This window comes from Nonomuraea sp. NPDC049637 (genome assembly GCF_040675235.1).
GTDB lineage: Bacteria > Actinomycetota > Actinomycetes > Streptosporangiales > Streptosporangiaceae > Nonomuraea.
In genome coordinates, this window is sequence record NZ_JBFAOM010000070.1 from 1 (window position 1) to 17322 (window position 17322).

13 protein-coding genes and 1 pseudogene are annotated in these 17322 nt (G+C 72.7%); 9 read left to right on the forward strand and 5 right to left on the reverse strand.

Annotation, left to right across the window (positions count from 1 at the left end; all coding sequences use genetic code 11):
- Both AB0J71_RS46530 and AB0J71_RS46535 read right to left on the reverse strand, forming a co-directional pair.
- Positions 1-814 (reverse strand): annotated as a pseudogene (locus tag AB0J71_RS46530) (2-isopropylmalate synthase); the annotation flags it as partial.
- Positions 815-832: 18 nt separating this feature from the next.
- On the reverse strand, positions 833-1159 hold the full coding sequence (locus AB0J71_RS46535) for a hydroxyisourate hydrolase (RefSeq protein ID WP_352325979.1): 327 nt from the start codon (positions 1157-1159) through the stop codon (positions 833-835).
- A gap of 367 nt (positions 1160-1526) precedes the next feature.
- Between AB0J71_RS46535 and AB0J71_RS46540 the strand changes: the two genes are divergently transcribed.
- From AB0J71_RS46540 to AB0J71_RS46555, 4 genes are all read left to right on the forward strand, one after another.
- A complete protein-coding gene (locus AB0J71_RS46540) occupies positions 1527-1721 on the forward strand; it encodes a hypothetical protein (RefSeq protein ID WP_352325980.1) in 195 nt (64 codons plus the stop codon).
- Positions 1722-1936: 215 nt separating this feature from the next.
- Positions 1937-5002 (forward strand): BTAD domain-containing putative transcriptional regulator, encoded by a 3066-nt coding sequence (locus tag AB0J71_RS46545; RefSeq protein ID WP_352325981.1) that lies wholly within the window; start codon positions 1937-1939, stop codon positions 5000-5002.
- 73 nt (positions 5003-5075) lie between these two features.
- Positions 5076-6134, forward strand: a complete 1059-nt coding sequence (locus tag AB0J71_RS46550) for a glucose-1-phosphate thymidylyltransferase (RefSeq protein WP_352325982.1) — start codon at positions 5076-5078, stop codon at positions 6132-6134.
- Between the two features lie 24 nt (positions 6135-6158).
- Positions 6159-7706, forward strand: coding sequence for an MFS transporter (locus AB0J71_RS46555; protein ID WP_364420671.1), 1548 nt, complete (start codon positions 6159-6161; stop codon positions 7704-7706).
- An 81-nt stretch (positions 7707-7787) separates the two neighbouring features.
- Here the strand turns inward: AB0J71_RS46555 and AB0J71_RS46560 are convergent, their stop codons facing one another.
- Entirely contained in the window at positions 7788-8996 is a 1209-nt protein-coding gene (locus AB0J71_RS46560) for an acyl-CoA dehydrogenase family protein (protein ID WP_352325984.1), read from the reverse strand.
- Between the two features lie 174 nt (positions 8997-9170).
- Between AB0J71_RS46560 and AB0J71_RS46565 the strand changes: the two genes are divergently transcribed.
- Genes AB0J71_RS46565 through AB0J71_RS46575 form a run of 3 tightly spaced genes read left to right on the forward strand, consistent with a single transcriptional unit; the run spans position 9171 to position 12140 of the window.
- A complete protein-coding gene (locus tag AB0J71_RS46565; protein ID WP_352325985.1) occupies positions 9171-10346 on the forward strand; it encodes an acyl-CoA dehydrogenase family protein in 1176 nt (391 codons plus the stop codon).
- Between the two features lie 11 nt (positions 10347-10357).
- On the forward strand, positions 10358-10759 hold the full coding sequence (locus tag AB0J71_RS46570; RefSeq protein ID WP_352325986.1) for an SgcJ/EcaC family oxidoreductase: 402 nt from the start codon (positions 10358-10360) through the stop codon (positions 10757-10759).
- Between the two features lies 1 nt (position 10760).
- Positions 10761-12140, forward strand: a complete 1380-nt coding sequence (locus AB0J71_RS46575) for an FAD-dependent oxidoreductase (RefSeq protein WP_364420699.1) — start codon at positions 10761-10763, stop codon at positions 12138-12140.
- Between the two features lie 62 nt (positions 12141-12202).
- Here AB0J71_RS46575 and AB0J71_RS46580 read toward each other — a convergent pair whose 3' ends face one another.
- A complete protein-coding gene (locus tag AB0J71_RS46580; RefSeq protein WP_352359654.1) occupies positions 12203-13357 on the reverse strand; it encodes an epoxide hydrolase family protein in 1155 nt (384 codons plus the stop codon).
- Positions 13358-13398: 41 nt separating this feature from the next.
- Complete coding sequence (locus AB0J71_RS46585; protein WP_352330770.1) at positions 13399-14940, reverse strand: 4-hydroxyphenylacetate 3-hydroxylase N-terminal domain-containing protein; 1542 nt, start codon at positions 14938-14940, stop codon at positions 13399-13401.
- Between the two features lie 153 nt (positions 14941-15093).
- On the opposite strand from AB0J71_RS46585, the gene AB0J71_RS46590 reads away from it, so the two are divergent.
- Both AB0J71_RS46590 and AB0J71_RS46595 read left to right on the forward strand, forming a co-directional pair.
- Positions 15094-16086, forward strand: coding sequence for a methyltransferase (locus AB0J71_RS46590; protein WP_364420673.1), 993 nt, complete (start codon positions 15094-15096; stop codon positions 16084-16086).
- A complete protein-coding gene (locus tag AB0J71_RS46595; protein ID WP_352330584.1) occupies positions 16083-17294 on the forward strand; it encodes a cytochrome P450 in 1212 nt (403 codons plus the stop codon). Before AB0J71_RS46590 ends, AB0J71_RS46595 begins: the two co-directional genes overlap by 4 nt.
- The last annotated feature ends 28 nt before the right edge of the window (positions 17295-17322 follow it).

Here is a 17322-nt window from a genome sequence, read left to right on the forward strand (position 1 = left end):
TGCCGAACAGGCAGCCCTCGATGCGCTGGACGCCGGCCAGCATCGCCAGCTCGGCCGCCGCGACCCCGGTGCCGCGGTCGTTGTGCGTGTGCACCGACAGGCAGACGTGCTCGCGGTGCGGCAGGTTGCGGTGCAGCCACTCCATCTGGTCGGCGAACACGTTGGGCGTCGAGCGCTCGACGGTCGTGGGGAAGTTCAGGATGATCGGCCGGTCGGGGCCCGGCTGCCAGACGTCCATGACGGCCGCGCAGACCTCCAGCGCGAAGTCCGGCTCGGTGTCGTGGAAATGCTCAGGCGAGTACTGAAACCGAACATCACCCTCTTCGAGTAATTTATCGGCATATTTCATGACCAGTCGGGTTCCCTGGACCGCCAGGTCCTTGCACTCGTCCCGGTTCATCCCGAACACCAGCCGCCGGGCCAGCGGAGAGGTCGCGTTGTAGAGGTGGATCGTCGCCCTGGGCGCCCCGCTCACGCTCTCCACCGTGCGCTCGATCAGCTCGTCGCGCGCCTGGGTCAGCACGGTCACGCACACGTCGTCCGGGATGAGGTCGCGCTCGATCAGGAGCCGGACGAAGTCGTAGTCGTCCTGGCTCGCCGCCGGGAAGCCGACCTCGATCTCCTTGTAGCCCATGCCCACCAGCAGGTCGAACAGCACCAGCTTGCGGCTGGGGTCCATGGGCCTGGGCAGCGCCTGGTTGCCGTCCCGCAGGTCGGTGGACAACCAGCGCGGCGGCGCGGTGAGCTCGGCGTCCGGCCAGGCGCGGTCGCCGAGCGGCATCCTGGGGAAGGGTCGATAGCGGCTGATCTTCATGTCCGGCCTCACTGTCCCTCAGCTGAGCGATCCGAAATAGACGGTCGAGAAATGCGGCGAGATCAGCACGACGATGTGGTTCACGGCGGTCTCGTCCACCATGCGGAAGGTGACGACGATCTCCGGATACGCCGGCCGCAGCCCGAGCCCGACGAAGTACGGGTCGGTGGCGAACACGATGCGGTACAGGCCACGGTCGAGCGGGCGGTCGGCCCACTCGCTGACCGATCCGTCCTGATCCGTACGGGTCTCGGCTTCGAGCACCCAATGCCCGTCGGCGTCATGGTCCAGGCGTACGTGCAGGTCAGCCGCACCCCGGCCGTAGACCGCGTCCTGGGCTTGCACCGCTATTCCCATCGAACCTCTCCGAGTGGTCCGCGCGGGCCGTCCGCGCACATGGCCACCCGGACGGCGGCAGGTCGCGCCGCCCGGGCTCGCGCCCAAGGCTTGCGCCGCCGCCTATCCGCCGGACCTCCGGCCGCTATCGCCGTGCTATCGCCGTCCGATCGCCGCCGATCGCGAAAAGAGGCGGCCGCCTTATTTCGCGCTATCCCCGCTATCGCCGGCGGGTGCGGGGGTGGGGGTGCACAGCGTCCAACGTGCACTGATGTCCGGTGAAAAGAAGATGGATAAAGCGCGAATTGCGGGTCGTGTGAGCGTCATTTCCGAAGCCGCGGACGAGAACCGCGGTAATCACCGGAGGTAGATCGAAATGACCGCGACCACCGCCATCACCGCCCGCGTCCGTCTCACCCTCGCCCTGCTGCTCGCCGCGCTGGCCGGCTTCGCCGCCGTCGCCGCCGCACCGGCCCCCGCGCACGCCGTTCCGTCCGCCGGCCAGCACGACACCGTCAACGGCACGATGGACTGGCCGTGGGGCCTGATCGAGGGTGCCTTTCAGCGCTGACGGTGACAGGCAACACGGATCACCCTGAAACGCTCCAAAACTGGCCACATACCCAAGGGCGTTGTACCATCCACCCAACCATGGCAGAAACTTTTGAGGGGTAAGCACCAGTTACGCCACTCATCATGGCAATCACGCCCGCATTCCGGTCGCGTCGGGAAAGATCTTTGACCGAGGGCGATGATTTGTGTGAGGGGATGCGGGTGGAGTTTCGCGTGTTGGGTGCGCTCGAGGTAACTGCGAGCGAGAGACAGCTCGATCTCGGCGGGGCGCGGCAGCAGATCGTCCTCGCCGTCCTGATCCTGAACGCCAATCACTCGGTCACTCTGGACCGCCTCGTCGAGGCGATCTACGACGAGGACCCCCCGGCGACGTCGCGCGCGCAGGTGCAGATCTGCATCTCCGCGCTCAGGCGCCTGTTCAGCGCCCACGGCCACCCCGAGATGATCGTCACCACCCGGCAGGGCTACATGTTGCGCGCCCCCGCCGACGCGATCGACGCACGCCGTTTCGAGAGCCTGGTGAGCCGGGCCCGCAAGGCTCGCGACGGACGTCTGTTCCCCGAGGCCATCCAGCACTACCGCGAGGCGCTGGCGTTGTGGCGCGGCCCGGCTTTCGACGGCATCGACAGCAGGGCCGTGCAGGCGCTGGCCAGCGGGGTCGCCGAGCAGCGCGTCACCGCGAACGAGGACTGCGTGCAGCTCGAACTGGACCTCGGCCGCCACCACGAGCTCGTCGGCGAGCTGGCCGCGCTGGTCCAGGAACACCCGCTCAGGGAGGGACTGGCCGCCCAGCTCATGGTCGCCCTCTACCGCTCAGGACGGCAGGCCGAGGCGCTCCAGGTCTACCGCGACGCCCGGCGGGTGATCGTCGAGGAGCTGGGCATCGAGCCCAACGAACGGCTCCAGCAGCTCGAATCGGCCATCCTCACCTCCGACGAGAGCCTGGAGGCGCAGCCGCCCCCCGCGGCGGCCCAGGCCGAGCCGCCCGCCCGTCCGCCCGCGGTGCCCGGCATGCTCCCCTCCGACATCGCCGACTTCATCGGGCGGCAGGCCCAGCTCGACGTCATCAGGCAGCGGGTGACCGTCCCCCTGGCCGGGGACGGCCGCTTCGCCGTGCCCGTCATCGCCGTCGCCGGGCGGGCCGGGATCGGCAAGACCACGATCGCCGTGCACGCCGCGCACAGCGTCGCCACCCACTTCCCCGACGGGCAGCTCTTCGCCGACCTGCACGGCGGCGTCTCGCGCCCGGTCCACCCGATGCAGGTGCTCGACCGGTTCCTGCGGGCCTGCGGCGTGCAGGGGACGGCGCTGCCCGACACCCTCGGCGAGCGGGCCGAGCTGTACCGCATGCTGCTGGCCGACCGCAGGATGCTGATCGTGCTCGACGACGCCGCCGCCGAGAGCCAGGTGCTGCCGCTGTTACCCGGCAGCCCGACCTCGGCCGTCATCACCACCAGCCGGACCCGGCTCGGCGGCCTGGCCGGCGCCACCCACGTGGACGTCGACCTCTTCGACGCCGCCCAGTCCGTCGAGCTGCTGTCCCGCATCGCCGGGGCCGAGCGCGTACGGGCCGAGCCGGAGTCGGCCGCCGCCCTGGCCGAGCTGTGCTGCTTCCTGCCGCTCGCGCTGCGCATCGCCGGCGCCCGCCTGGCCTCGCGCCCCCACTGGGCCGTGGAGCAGCTCGTGGACCGGCTCGGCGACGAGGCCCGCCGGCTCGACGAGCTCAAGCACGGCGACATGGGCATCAGGGCCAGCCTGTCGCTCACCTACGACGCGCTCACCGAGCACGCCCGCCGCCTGTTCCGCCGGCTGGCCATCCTGCACTCGCACATCTTCTCCGCCTGGACCGGCGCCGCCCTGCTCGACCGGCCGCTGGCCGACGCCCAGGACCTCTTCGACGACCTGGTCGACGCCCAGCTCATCGAGGTCGCCGGCGTCGGCAGGAACGTCAACGTCCAGTACCGCTTCCACGACCTCATCCGCGTCTATGCCCACGAACGCCTGGCCGCCGAGGAGCCGCCCGCCGAGCGCAGCGCGGCGCTGGCCCGCGTGCTCGACGCGCTGCACCGCCTCACCGAGACGGCCAGGACGCGTGAGTACGGCCCGCCCGCCGGCCCCCACCTGCGGCCCGGCTCCGACTCGCCGCTGCCGGCCGAGCTGGTCGAGCGGCTGGTCGCCGACCCGATCGGCTGGTTCGAACGCGAGCGCCACGTGCTGCTGGCCGGCATCCGCCAGGCCGCCCAGGCCGGGTTCGTGGAGCTGTGCTGGCGCACCGCGATGAACGCCGAGCCCTTCTTCGAGCTGCACGTCTACCTCGACGACTGGCGCGAGATCCAGGAGATCGCCCTGGAGGCCGCCCGCCGGGCGGGCGACGAGCGCGGCCAGGCCGAGATGTTGTGCGTGCGCGGCACGCTGGCCCAGACCGAGCAGCACTTCGGCGAGGCCAGACGCGACTTCGAGGCCGCCCTGACGCTGTTCGAGAAGACCGGCAACGTCGTGCAGATCGCCCGGTCCCGGCGGAACCTGGCGTTCCTGGAACGCATGAACGGCCAGCTCGACGCCGCCGCGACGCACCTGGAACAGGCGCTGGCCATCTTCACCGACATCGGCGACCAGATCTCGGCCGCGCACACGCTGGACAACCTGGCCGCCATCCGGTCGGAGTGCGGCGACATCGACGACGCCAAGATCATGCTGGCCGAGGCGCTGGTCCGCGGCAAGAGCGGCGGCAGCCGGCGCATCATCTCCCAGATCCTGCACCGGATGGGCCGGGTGCACCTGCAGGCCGAGGAGTTCGCGCTGGCGGCCGGCGCGTTCGAGGAGGCGCTCACGCTGGTGGAGGAGATCGGCGACACCGTCGGCGAGTCCTTCGCCCTGCACGGCCTCGGCATCGCCCACCTGCGCAGGGGACGCCTGCGCGAGGCCGGCGACCTGCTGCGCCGGGCGCTGGCCGTGGCCGAGACCGCCCGCCACCGCCTGGCCGAGGCGCACGCCCTGGCCGGGCTGGGCGAGCTGGCCGTCACCGCGAACGAGCCGGGCGACGCGATCGGCCGCCTGCGCAAGGCGGTCACGCTGTTCCGCCAGATGCGCGCGCCGCTGTTCGAGGCGCAGACGCTCACGATGCTGAGCGAGGTGCTGGTCGCCCTCGGCGACGCCAGCGCGGCCGAACGGGCGTTGTCGCGGGTGCACGAACTGGCCGACACGGTCGACGAACGGGCCGGTCAGCGGCTGCGCGACAACCTGTCGTCGGCCGCCGGGCTGGTGGAGGGCATCGGCTGACAAGCCCTTCTTCGCCGTCATCGCGCACTGTCAGAGATGCCCGCGGGGGCCCGCCGTTGGGATTCTGGCGAGCATGAAGGCTCTGGTGCTGTCCGGCGGGTCCGGCACCCGCATGCGTCCCTTGAGCCACTCCATGCCGAAGCAGCTCATCCCGATCGCCAACAAACCGGTCCTGGAGCACGTGCTGGAGAGCCTGCGCGCGCTCGGCGTGACCGAGATCGGCCTCGTGGTCGGCGACAGGGAGGCGCAGATCGCCGAGGTCGTCGGCGACGGCTCGCGGTTCGGGACGCGCGTCACCTACATCCGCCAGCTCCGCCCGCTGGGGCTGGCCCACTGCGTCAAGCTGGCGCGACCCTTCCTCGGCGGCGACGACTTCGTCATGTACCTCGGCGACTGCGTCCTGGCCGACGGCATCGGCCCGATCGCCGAGGAGTTCCACGCGTTGCGCCCGGCCGCCCAGATCGTGGTGCACCGGGTGGCCGACCCCCGGCCGTTCGGCGTCGTCGAGACCGACGAGACCGGCGCGGTGCTGCGGGTGGTGGAGAAGCCGGAGCAGCCGCGCAGCGACCTGGTCATGACCGGCGTCTACTTCTTCACCCCGGCCGTCCACGAGGCGGTGGACCGCATCGTCCCCGGACGGCGGGGCGAGCTGGAGATCACCGACGCCGTCCAGTGGCTGCTGACCTCCGGCCAGGAGGTGCGGGCGAGCCTCTACCGCGGCTACTGGAGCGACGCCGGCCGCGTGGATGACGTGCTGGAGTGCAACCGGCGGCTGCTGGCCCGGCTCGCCCGCGACATCGCCGGCCACGTGGACGCCGCCAGCCTGGTGCGCGGCGACGTCGTGCTCGGCCCCGGCGCGCGGGTGGTGGCCTCCGTCGTCGAGGGACCGGCGATCATCGGCCCGGACACCCTGATCGTGGACAGCCACATCGGGCCCGGCACCTCCATCGGACGCGACTGCGTGGTGCGCTCCACCCGCCTGTCCGACTCCATCGTGCTCGACGGCGCCTCCATCGTGGCCGCCAGCGGCCTACGCGGCTCGCTCATCGGGCGCTACACCACCGTCGCTCCCGGCCGCAGCGACCACCGTCTCGTGGTCGGCGACCACACGCGGATCGAGCTGACCACATGAACCCAGGGAACAAGGAGTGAGGACGTGACCGACGACGGCGCCCCGCGCGCGGGGCGGAAAGAGTGGCTCGGGCTGGTGGCGCTGTTCCTGCCCACGATGCTCGTGGCCCTGGACATCAGCGTGCTGTTCCTGGCCTTGCCGCACCTCAGCGCCGACCTGGGCGCGGACGCCACCCAGCAACTGTGGATCACCGACATCTACGGCTTCATGACCGCCGGCTTCCTGGTCACCATGGGCTCGCTCGGCGACCGGATCGGCCGCCGGCGGCTGCTGCTGGCCGGGGGCGCGGCCTTCGGCCTGCTCTCGCTCCTGGCCGCCTTCTCCACCAGCCCCGAGATGCTGATCGTGGCCCGCGCGCTGCTCGGCGTCGCCGGGGCCACGCTGCTGCCCTCGACGCTGTCCCTGATCGGCGTCATGTTCCGCGACCCCCGGCAGTTCGGCCTGGCCATGGCCGCCTGGGGCACGGCGTTCATGCTGGGCATCGCGCTCGGCCCGGTGGTCGGCGGCGCGCTGCTGGAGCGCTTCTGGTGGGGGTCGGTCTTCCTGATGGGCGTGCCGGTCATGCTCCTGCTGCTGGCCGCGGCCCCGCTGCTGCCGGAGTTCCGCGATCCCGCCGGCGGCCGGATCGACCTGGTCAGCGTCGTGCTGTCGCTGGCGGCGATCCTGCCGGTGATCTACGGGCTCAAGGCGGTCGCCCGCGACGGCTGGGGCGCCGGTCCGGCCGTCGCCGTCGCCGCCGGGCTGCTGGTGGGGGCGGTGTTCGTGCACCGGCAGCGCGCGCTGGCCCACCCGCTGCTGGACGTGCGGCTGTTCCGCCACCGCGCGTTCACCGCCGCGGTGCTGATCGGGCTGCTGTGCGGGGCGCTGCAGACCGGGACCGGGATGGAGGTCGCGCTGTTCCTGCAGACGGTCGAGGGCATGTCGCCGCTGGAGGCGGGGCTGTGGCTGCTGGGCCCGGCCGTCGCGCTCATCGTCTCGATCAACCTCACCCCGCGGCTGGCCGGCCGGGTGCGGCCGGCGTACCTGCTGGGCGGCGGGATGGTGATCGCGGTCGTCGGGCAGCTGCTGCTCACCCAGGTCGTCGTGGGCGCGGTGACCGCGCTGATCGTCTTCCTGGGCGTGTGCTACTTCGGCGTCGGGCCGGTCGGCGGCATGATCAACCAGGTGGCGATGAGCACCAGCCCGCCGGAGCAGGCCGGTTCGGCCGCCTCGCTGGTGGCCACCGGCGGCGAGTTCGGCGTCGCGCTCGGCGTCGCGACCCTGGGCAGCCTCGGCACCGCGGTCTACCGGGGCACGTTCACCCCGCCCGCCGGCACCCCGGCGCTCGCCCAGGACGGCATCACCGGCGCGGTCACCGTGGCCGGGCAGCTGCCCGCCGACCAGGGCGCGGCGCTGCTCGGCGCGGCCCGCGAGGCGTTCACCGCCGGGCTGCACGCGGTCGCGTGGGCGAGCGCCGCCCTGTGCGCCGTGCTGGCCGTGCTCGCGCTGGTCCGGCTGCGCGGCGTGGCGCCCTTCACCGGCGTGCACGACGGCCACCACCAGCCGGACCACGAGCCCGCCCTGGTGGACTGAGCCCACGGGACCGAGCGCACGACACCGAGCGCACGAGAAGGCGGGCCCGGGGAACCGGGCCCGCCTTGGTCGTGCGCGGGTTCAGTCCAGGCCGAACCGGGCGCGGGACAGCTCCCGGTTGGCCAGGGCCGCCAGGTAGATCGCGAACCCGGCGTGGCTGTGCGTGGTGGACATGTCCCGCCAGATCCGCTCCATGCGCTGGCCGTCCCTGACCGCGCTGGATCCGGCCGTCGGGAACAGGCAGCCCTCCACGGCCCGCCAGGCCAGCCGGGCCACCTCGCGGCTGACGGTGGCCAGGCGCACGTCCCGCTCCCTGGTGAACGCCGCAGGCCCCGCCGCGCACGTCCGGCTCCACTGCTGGACGGCGTTCGTCATGGCCGCCTCGGCGGCGGCGAGCATGCCGGCGGCCTCGCCGTACCAGAACTGGTAGTCCGGGTCCTCGGCGCGGGTGGTGAACGGCGGGAAGATGGTCGTCCTGGTCCGCATCAGCTCCTCGTAGGCGTCCAGGGCGCCCTGGGCCATGCCCAGCACGACGGCCGCGCTGCCGAGCAGCATGACGCTGAGCGGGCCGCCGCCGTACTCGGGGTTGCCGTGCAGGTCCCGGCCCGGGGTGCCGCCGGTGACGACGGCCTGGCTCAGGTGGATCGGCAGCGTCAGGTGGCCGGGGACGCGGCCGCCCTCCATGGCGATGCTGTGCGAGCCGCTGCCCTTCAGGCCGAGCTGGCCGCCCCAGTCGTCCAGCCGCCGCCACTGGTCGCGCGGCGCGACGAACAACATCGGCTGCCCGTCCACGACGACGTGGCCCATGAAGTGGGTGGCGTACGGGGCTCCCGAGCAGTAGCTCCAGGTGCCGTCGAGGAGCCACCCGCCCTCGCCGTCCGGACGGGCGGAGCCGCCGGGCGCGACCGTGGCCGGGCAGACGAAGTCCCCGCAGGCGAACAGCTCGCTCTGGGCCCGCTCGCCGAACAGCGTGGCCACCGCCAGCGTGTGCGCCGCGCCGAAGGAGTACATCCAGCCGGTGGACGGGCAGCCCCGCGCGAGCGTCATCGACACCCGCATGAAGGTCTCCACGCCGAACTCGTAGCCGCCGAAGCGGCGGGGGACCAGGATGCGGTAGAAGCCCGCCCTGGCGAACGCCTCGTGGGTGTCGGGTGCGTAGTAGGTGCGCCGCTCCGTCTCGGCCTGGCGCTCGACCAGGGCGGGCACCATGGCCTCGGCCCTGGCGACGATCTCGTCGGGGGTGAGCCCGGGCTCGGGCGGAGCCATGGGGGCGTGGGTGACGGCTGTCATGCTGCGCGAACCCTTCGTCTCGGGTTTTCCCTCAAGGTTCGCCCGGCGCCGGTGACCTTCGCATCTCCGTGCGTGCCCGGCAATCCCGCACGCCGGAAGATGCGCCCGTCAACCGGCGAATGGGACGTTCAGGGAGCAGTGTCTCGACTGACGTCCCGGGAGGACATGGTGTTGATGACAGGTGCTCCGGCGCGGGAAGACCTCGTCCGCCGCGCGACGGAGGCAGGCCCTGTCCTGCGCAGGAACGCGGCCTGGGCGGAGGAGAACCGCAGGCTGCACGAGGAGACGATCGAGGCGCTGGCCGAGGCCGGCGTCTTCAGGCTGCGGACGCCGCGCCGCTACGGCGGTTTCGAGGCGGACACGCGCACCCTGGTCGAGGTCGCCGCCGAGCTGGGCCGCGCCGACGGCGCGGCGGCGTGGACGGCCTCGGTCTACTGGATCCCGACCTGGATGGCGGCCCACTTCCCCGAGGCCGTCCAGGACGAGGTGTTCGCCACCCCCGACGTGCGCATCTGCGGCACGCTCAGCCCCACGGCGATGGCCGTGCGCGCCGAGGGCGGCATCGTGGTCAACGGCAAGTGGGGCTTCGTCAGCGGCGCCCACCACAGCCACTGGCAGGAGATCGTGGCCGTCGTCGTCGGCCCGGACAGCGAGCCCGAGCCGGTCATGGCGCTGGTGCCGATGAGCGACCTGACCGTCATCGACGACTGGCACACCTCCGGCCTGCGCGGCACCGGCAGCGTCAGCACCGTGGCCCAGGACCTGTTCGTCCCGGCCGCGCGGGTCATGCCGCTGGGCGCGATCCTCCAGGGACAGCACGCCGACGCCGCCAACGCCGGCTCCCCGATCTACCGCTCGCCGCTGCTGCCGGTGGCCGCCGCCTCCTCGGTCGGGACCGTGCTCGGCCTGGCCAAGGCCGCCCGCGAGGTCTTCTTCGAGCGGCTGCCCGACCGCAAGATCACCTACACCGGGTACGCCAGCCAGAGCGCCGCCCCGCTGACCCACCTCCAGGTCGCCGAGGCCACCTTCAAGATCGACCAGGCCGAGTTCCACGCCCACCGCCTGTCCGCCACCGTGGACGCCAAGGACGCCGGCTCCGCCCAGTGGACGATCGAAGAGCGCGTACGCGCCCGCGCCGACATGGGCGCCGTCTGCCGCCTGGCCAAGGAGGCCGTCGACATCCTGGCCACCGCCAGCGGCGGCTCCTCCATCTACAGCGACGTGCCCATCCAGCGCATCGCCCGCGACGTGCACGCCGTCAACCAGCACGCCCTCATGCACCCCAACACCAACGCCGAGCTGTACGGGCGGATTCTGTGCGGCCTCGAACCCGACACCCTCTACATCTGAAGGAGATCGCCATGACCACCGTGTCGGCCCCCGACCAGACCCTCGCCGTCGCCGCCCTGCCGCAGCAGATCATCGCCGCCTGGGCCGCCCACGACGCCGAGGCGTTCGCCGCCGTCTTCACCGAGGACGGCTCCATGATCCTGCCCGGCGTGTACCGCAAGGGCCAGGCCGAGATCCGCGCCTTCATGACCCACGCCTTCGCCGGGCCTTACCAGGGCACCCAGGTCACCGGGCAGCCCATCGACCTGCGCTTCCTCGCGGAGGACGTCTGCCTGCTGACCACCGAGGGCGGCGTGCTGGCGGCCGGCGAGAGCGCGGTCGCCCCCGAGCGCGCGGTCCGCGCCTCCTGGCTGGCCGTCCGCCGTGACGGGCAGTGGAAGCTGGCCGCCTACCAGAACAGCCCGCGTGACTGAGATGGCCGCTCACGTCGCACAGCGCGCGGTGGTGCTCGGCGGAGGCATGGCGGGGCTGCTGGCCGCGCGCGTGCTCGCCGAGCACTGCGCCGAGGTCCTGCTGGTGGACCGGGACACGCTGACCGGCGCGGCGGGCCCGCGCCGGGGCGTGCCGCACGGCTGTCACGCCCACGCCCTGCTGGCCCGCGGCCAGCAGATCCTGGACGAGCTGTTCCCCGGCTTCACCCAGCAGATGATCGACGACGGGGTGCCCGCCGGCGACCTCGCCACCAGCCTGCGCTGGTACTTCAACGGCCGCCGGCTGCGCCCGGCCCCCACCGGCCTGATCAGCGTCTCGGCCACCAGGCCCGTCCTGGAGGAGCAGGTCAGGAACCGCGTCTCGGCCCTGCCCAACGTGCGCTTCCTGGAGCGCACCGACATCCTCGGGCCGACCGCGACGCCGGCCCGCGACCGGGTCACCGGCGTCCGCGTGCGCGGGACGGACGGCGCCGAGCAGCACCTGGCCTGCGACCTGCTGGTGGACGCGACGGGCCGCGGCTCGCGCACCCCCGCCTGGCTCCAGGAGCTCGGCTTCCCCCGGCCGGACGAGGACCGCGTCAAGATCGGCCTGGCCTACACCACCCGCCACTTCCGCCTGCGCCGCGACCCCTACGGCGAGGACCTGTCGATCAACCCCGTCGCCTCGCCGGCGAACCCGCGCGGCGCGTTCTTCCCCAAACTGCCCGGCGACATGAGCATGCTCTCCCTCACCGGCATCCTGGGCGACCACCCGCCGGCCGATCTGGAGGGCTTCCTCGCCTTCGCCAAGTCCCTGCCCGTGCCCGACGTCTACGACGCCGTCCGCGACGCCGAACCGCTCGACGAGGGCGTCACCTTCACCTTCCCGGCCAGCGTGCGGCGCCGCTACGAGCGCCTGCCCGCCTTCCCCGACGGCCTGCTGGTGCTGGGCGACGGCGTGTGCAGCTTCAACCCGGTCTACGGCCAGGGCATGACCGTCGCCGCCATGGAGGCGATGATCCTGCGCGGGCACCTCCAGGCGGGCGCGGTGCCGCCGTGGCGGGCCTTCTTCAGGGACATCTCGCGGGTCATCGACGTCCCGTGGGACATCTCCGCCGGCGCCGACCTCGCCTTCCCCGGGGTGGAGGGGCGGCGTACCGCCAAGGTGCGCATCGGCAACGCCTACATGGCGCGCCTGCACGCAGCGGCGGCCCGCGACGGCGCGGTCACGGCCGCGTTCATGCGGGTGGCCGGGCTCGTGGACCCGCCGCAGACGCTCATGCGGCCCGCGCTCATGCTGCGGGTCCTGTGCCAGAGCGGCGGCGGCACCGCGCCGGCCGCCGCCCCCGAGCAGTGTCCGCAGGTGCCGCTGCTCAAGTCCTGACCCCGTCCGAACGACGAAAGGACGCCGGCGGATCCCCGCCGGCGTCCCTTTCGCCGGTACGGCTACCGCAGCGAGCGGGCGAACGCGCGAACGTCGCCCACCAGCAGCTCCGGCTGCTCCATGGCGGCGAAGTGGCCGCCCCGCTCGAACTCGGTCCAGTGGCTGATCGTCGGGATGTCCCGGTCGGCCAGCCGGCGCACCGGCACGAAGATGTCCCTGGGGAAGACCGCCACGCCCACGGGCACGGTGATGGGCGGCGGACGGTGGCCCTCGGCGGCCATCTTCAGCCCCGCCGCGCCCTCGTAGTAGAAGCGCGCCGACGACCCGGCGGTCGCGGTCAGCCAGTAGATCGACACGTTGGCCAGCATCCGGTCCCGGTCCACGGCGTCCTCGGGCGACTTGTCGGAGTCCGTCCAGTCGTGGAACTTCTCCACGATCCAGGCGAGCTGCCCCACGGGCGAGTCGGTGAGCGCGTAGGCCAGCGTCTGCGGGCGGGTGGACTGCAGCTTCATGTAGCCCGACAGCTCCTCGTCGAACCGGGCCAGCCCGGCCAGCCGCCCCTGCTCGGCGGGCGTCAGGCCGGCCAGCTCGGCCGGGTCGCCCGAGGGGAAGGCCATCAGCATGTTGACGTGCGCGCCGATCACGTGCTCGGGGGCCAGCCTGGCCAGCTCCAGCGAGATCACCGCGCCCGCGTCGCCGCCCTGCGCCAGGTAGCGGTCGTAGCCCAGCCGGCGCATCAGCTCGGCCCACGCCAGCGCCACCCGGTACGGGTGCCAGCCCGCCTCCCTGGTGTGCCCCGAGAACCCGAACCCCGGGATCGACGGGATGACCAGGTGGAAGGCGTCGGCCGGGTCGCCGCCGTGCGCGCGGGGGTCGGTGAGCGGCCCGATCACGTCCAGGAACTCGGCGACCGAGCCCGGCCAGCCGTGCGTCAGCAGCAGCGGCACGGCCTGCGGCTCCGGCGAGCGCACGTGCAGGAAGTGCACGTCGGCGCCGTCGATCTCGGTCACGAACTGCGGGTGCCGGTTCAGCTCGGCCTCGGCCGCCCGCCAGTCGAAGCCGTGCCGCCAGTGGTCGGCCAGCTCCTTGAGGTAGCCCAGCGGCACGCCGCGCTCCCAGCCGGTGCCGGGCAGCTCGTCCGGCCAGCGGGTGGCGTCGATCCTTCGGTGCAGGTCGGCCAGGTCGGCCTCGGGGATGTCGATGCGGAATGGACGCATGGGTGGTCCGCCCTTCTCGTGTCAGGGGTGGGTCGGGCAGGTCAGCCGGTGCCGGTGCGCCGCAGCTCCTCGAAGGAGGACAGGTCGGGCACCGTCCAGCCGTCCAGGTCGTACTCGCCGAGGCAGCGGTCGACGAAGGCCGCGTACTCGTCGAGCTGGCCGCCGTTCATCTGCGAGAACAGCAGCTCGACCCGGGTGTTCTCGTGGTTGCCGCCGTAGTTGCGCTCGTAGAGCTCGTGGCGGCCGCCGAACTCCGAGCCGATCGCGTCCCACAGCAGCTTCATCACCTTGACGCGGCCCTCGGCGTCGGTGCCGTCCGAGCCGCGCAGGTATTTGTCCAGGTACGGGCGGATGTCGGGGTTCTTGAAGTCGGCCGCGCCGGAGTTGACGTAGATGAGCCCGCTGGCCACGTCCTGAAGGACGATCTCCTTGATCCGCGGGTAGCCGATCTGCATGAACCAGCGGTAGGCCAGGCCGTACTGCGGGTTGGGCAGCAGCGCGCCGTTGCGCCACTCCACCGGGTTGCGGGCGGCGGCGTCCGACAGTGCCCAGAACAGGTTGCGCCAGGCCAGCACCTCGCCGATCCGGGTCTGCACGCCGCGGAAGTCCTTGGTGCCGGTGATCTCCAGCGCCCTGACCAGCAGCCCGGCGATGAACTCCAGCTTGACCGCCAGCCGGGTGCAGCCGTGGAAGGTGAACCGCTCGGTGAAGCCCGACTGGCCGGTGAACAGCTGCGCCTTGCCGAGGTCGCCGTAGATGAACACGTTCTCCCAGGGGATGAGCACCTTGTCCAGGACGAGGATGCTGTCGTTCTCGTCCAGCCGGGAGGAGAGCGGGTAGTCGAACGGGCCGCCGGTCAGCGCCGCGTTCATGCCGTAGGACGGGCGGCAGATCAGCTTCAGGCCCTGCGCGTCCATCGGCACGGTGGCCACCAGCGCGAACTCGCGCTTCTTGACCGGCAGGCCGTAGTGGGCGATGAAGTTGTAGTGCGTCAGCGCCGAGCCGGTCGCCACCACCTTCGCGCCGCTCACCACGAGCCCCGCGTCGGTCTCCCGCTCGACGTGCACGTAGACGTCGTTGACCTCGTCCGGCGGCCGGTTGCGGTCGACCGGCGGGTGCACGATCGCGTGGTTCCAGAACAGCACCTTCTCCTGCGACTCGCGGTACCAGCGGCGGGCGTTGCCGTCGAAGGGCGCGTAGAAGCCGGCGTTGGCGCCGAGCGTGCCGAGGAAGGAGGCCTTGTAGTCGGGGCTGCGGCCCATCCAGCCGTAGCTCATCCTGGCCCACGTCGCGATGGCCCGCTGGTCGGCGACCAGGTCCTCGACCGTGCGCGGGGTGGTGAAGAAGCGGTGCGTGTAGCCCTCGCCGCCGCTGTCGGTGGGGCAGGTCAGCAGCTCACGGGTGCCGTCGGCGTGGAGGGCGTCGTAGAGCCTGGCGGTCATCCGCACCGGGTTGTGGAACGCCGGGTGCTCGGTGACGTCCTTGACACGGTCACCGTAGAGGTAGATCTCACGATCGTCACGCAGGCTCTCGACGTACTCGCTGCCCGTGAGCGGGCGGGTCTTCGGCGCGGCATCGGGCATCGGACATCTCCCTGGGCAGGCAGCACGGTGCATCCTCAGCGTGGCACCCGCGCCCGCGGCGGCCATCTCGCGATGTGCGCTGTTCCGCCGGCGCGGGCGCGGGCGGCATTCTGGAAGGTGCCCGTGCCCGCGCCCCGGTGTGACGATGACCGCGTGACGGAGCATCGCCTGTGGGCGCTGGCCCACCTGGGAACCCCGATGGCGATCCGGGTGGCCGCGACGCTGAGGATCGCCGACCGGCTCGCCAAGGCGCCGGCCACCGGCGCCGAACTCGCCCCCGCCGTGGGCGCCGACCCCGGCGTGCTGGAGCGCCTCATGCGCTACCTGGCCGCCAGGGGAGTGCTCGGCCGGGACGACGACGGCAGGTACACGCTGACCGCGCTCGGCGAGGAGCTGCGCGACGACCACCCGGCCGGGATGCGCGCCATGCTGGACATCGAGAGCTGGGAGGGCCGGGCCGAGCTGGCCTTCGCCCACCTGCTGCACAGCGTGCGCACCGGCGAGGCCGCCTTCCCCCGCCAGTTCGGCCGCTCGTTCTGGGAAGACCTGGCCGCCGACCCGGCCCGCGCCGCCGCGTTCGACGCGCGCATGGCCGCCGAGGTCCCCGGCCGGGCCCCCGCCATCGTGGCCGGCTACGACTGGGGGAGCCTCGGCCGGATCGTCGACGTCGGCGGCGGCGACGGATCCCTGCTCATCGCGCTGCTCACCGCCCACCCCGGGCTGCGCGGCACGGTCGTCGACCAGCCCGCCACCGCGCGGGCCGCCGCCGCGGCGCTGGCGGCCGCCGGCCTGTCCGGCCGCGGCGAGGCCGTGGCGGGCAGCTTCTTCGACCCGCTGCCGCCGGGCGCCGACGGCTACCTGCTGTCGTGGATCCTGCACGACTGGAGCGACGACGACGCCGCCGTCATCCTGGGCCGCTGCGCCGAGGCGGCCGGGCCGGGCGGCTCGGTCTTCGTGGTGGAGGACTTCGGCCCCGACGGCGAGTCTCCGCGTACCGGGATGGACCTGCGCATGCTCGTCTACTACGGCGGCCGCGAGCGCGCCGTCGCCGACCTGCGGGCCCTGGCCGCGCGGTGCGGCCTGGAGGTCGCCTCCGTGCATCCGGCGGGCGCGCTGCGGATCGTCCGGCTGGTGGCACGCCCGTGAACCCCGCCGAGATCGTCGCCGCCCTGGTCGCCCCCGAGGGCCGCCGCGACCCCTACCCGCTGTACGAGCTGCTGCGCGCCCACGGCCCGGTCGTCCCGGTACGTCCCGGTCTCACGGTCGCCGTCGGGTACGCCGAGATCAACCGCGCGCTGCGCGACAACCGCCTCCGCGTCCAGGACGCCGCCGGGTACGACCACATCTATCCCGCCTGGCGCTCGCACTCCTCGCTGCGCGGCTACACCGACTCCATGCTGTACCGCAACCCGCCCGGCCATACCCAGACCCGGCGCCTGGTCAGCAGCGGCTTCACGCCCGCCCGGGTGGCCGGCATGCAGGAGTCGGTCGAGCGGATGGTCCACCGGCTGCTGGACCGGCTGGCCGACCTCGGCGCCGGCGGCACCCCCGTCGACTACATCGCCGAGTTCGCCTCCCGGCTGCCGATCGCCGTCATCAGCGCGCTCATCGGCGTGCCCGAGGACGACCAGAAGTGGTTCCGTCAGGTCGCCTCGGACCTGACGATCGCCCTGGAGGGCATCACCAACGTCTCCAGGCTGTCCATCGCCGACAAGGCCATGGACGAGCTGGCCGGCTACTTCGGCGAGCTGATCGACGACCGCCGCCGCCACCCCGCCGACGACATGCTGACCGCGCTCGTCCGCGCCCACGACGACGGCACCCGGCTCAGCCACGACGAGCTCGTGGGCAACCTCATGCTGCTGCTGACCGCCGGGTTCGAGACGACGAGCTTCCTGCTCGGGCACGGGCTGCGGCTGGCGTTCGAGCATCCGGGCCAGGCCGCGCGGCTGCGCGCGGAGCCGGGGTTCGCCACCGCGTACGTGGAGGAGGTCCTGCGGTTCGAGGCGCCCGTCCAGGCGACCAGCCGGTGGGCCGAGACGGCGACCGACGTCTCGGGCGTCGTGGTGCCGGGCGGGACGAAGGTCGTCCTCATGCTCGCCGCCGGCAACCGGGATCCGCGCCGCTTCCCCGACCCGGACCGCTTCGACCCGGACCGTCCGGACGTCCAGCCGCTCAGCTTCGGCGCCGGGCCGCACTTCTGCCTGGGGGCGCCGCTGTCGCGCATGGAGGCCCGCATCGCGCTGCCGCTGCTCCTGCGGCGTTTCCCGGCGCTGTCCGCGGCCGAGCCGCCGGACCACCGCGACCGCTGGGTGGGCCGCGGCCTCCACCGCTTCCTCGTCACCACCTCCTGACCTCCAGACGCCCGCAGGGCGCCGTGCG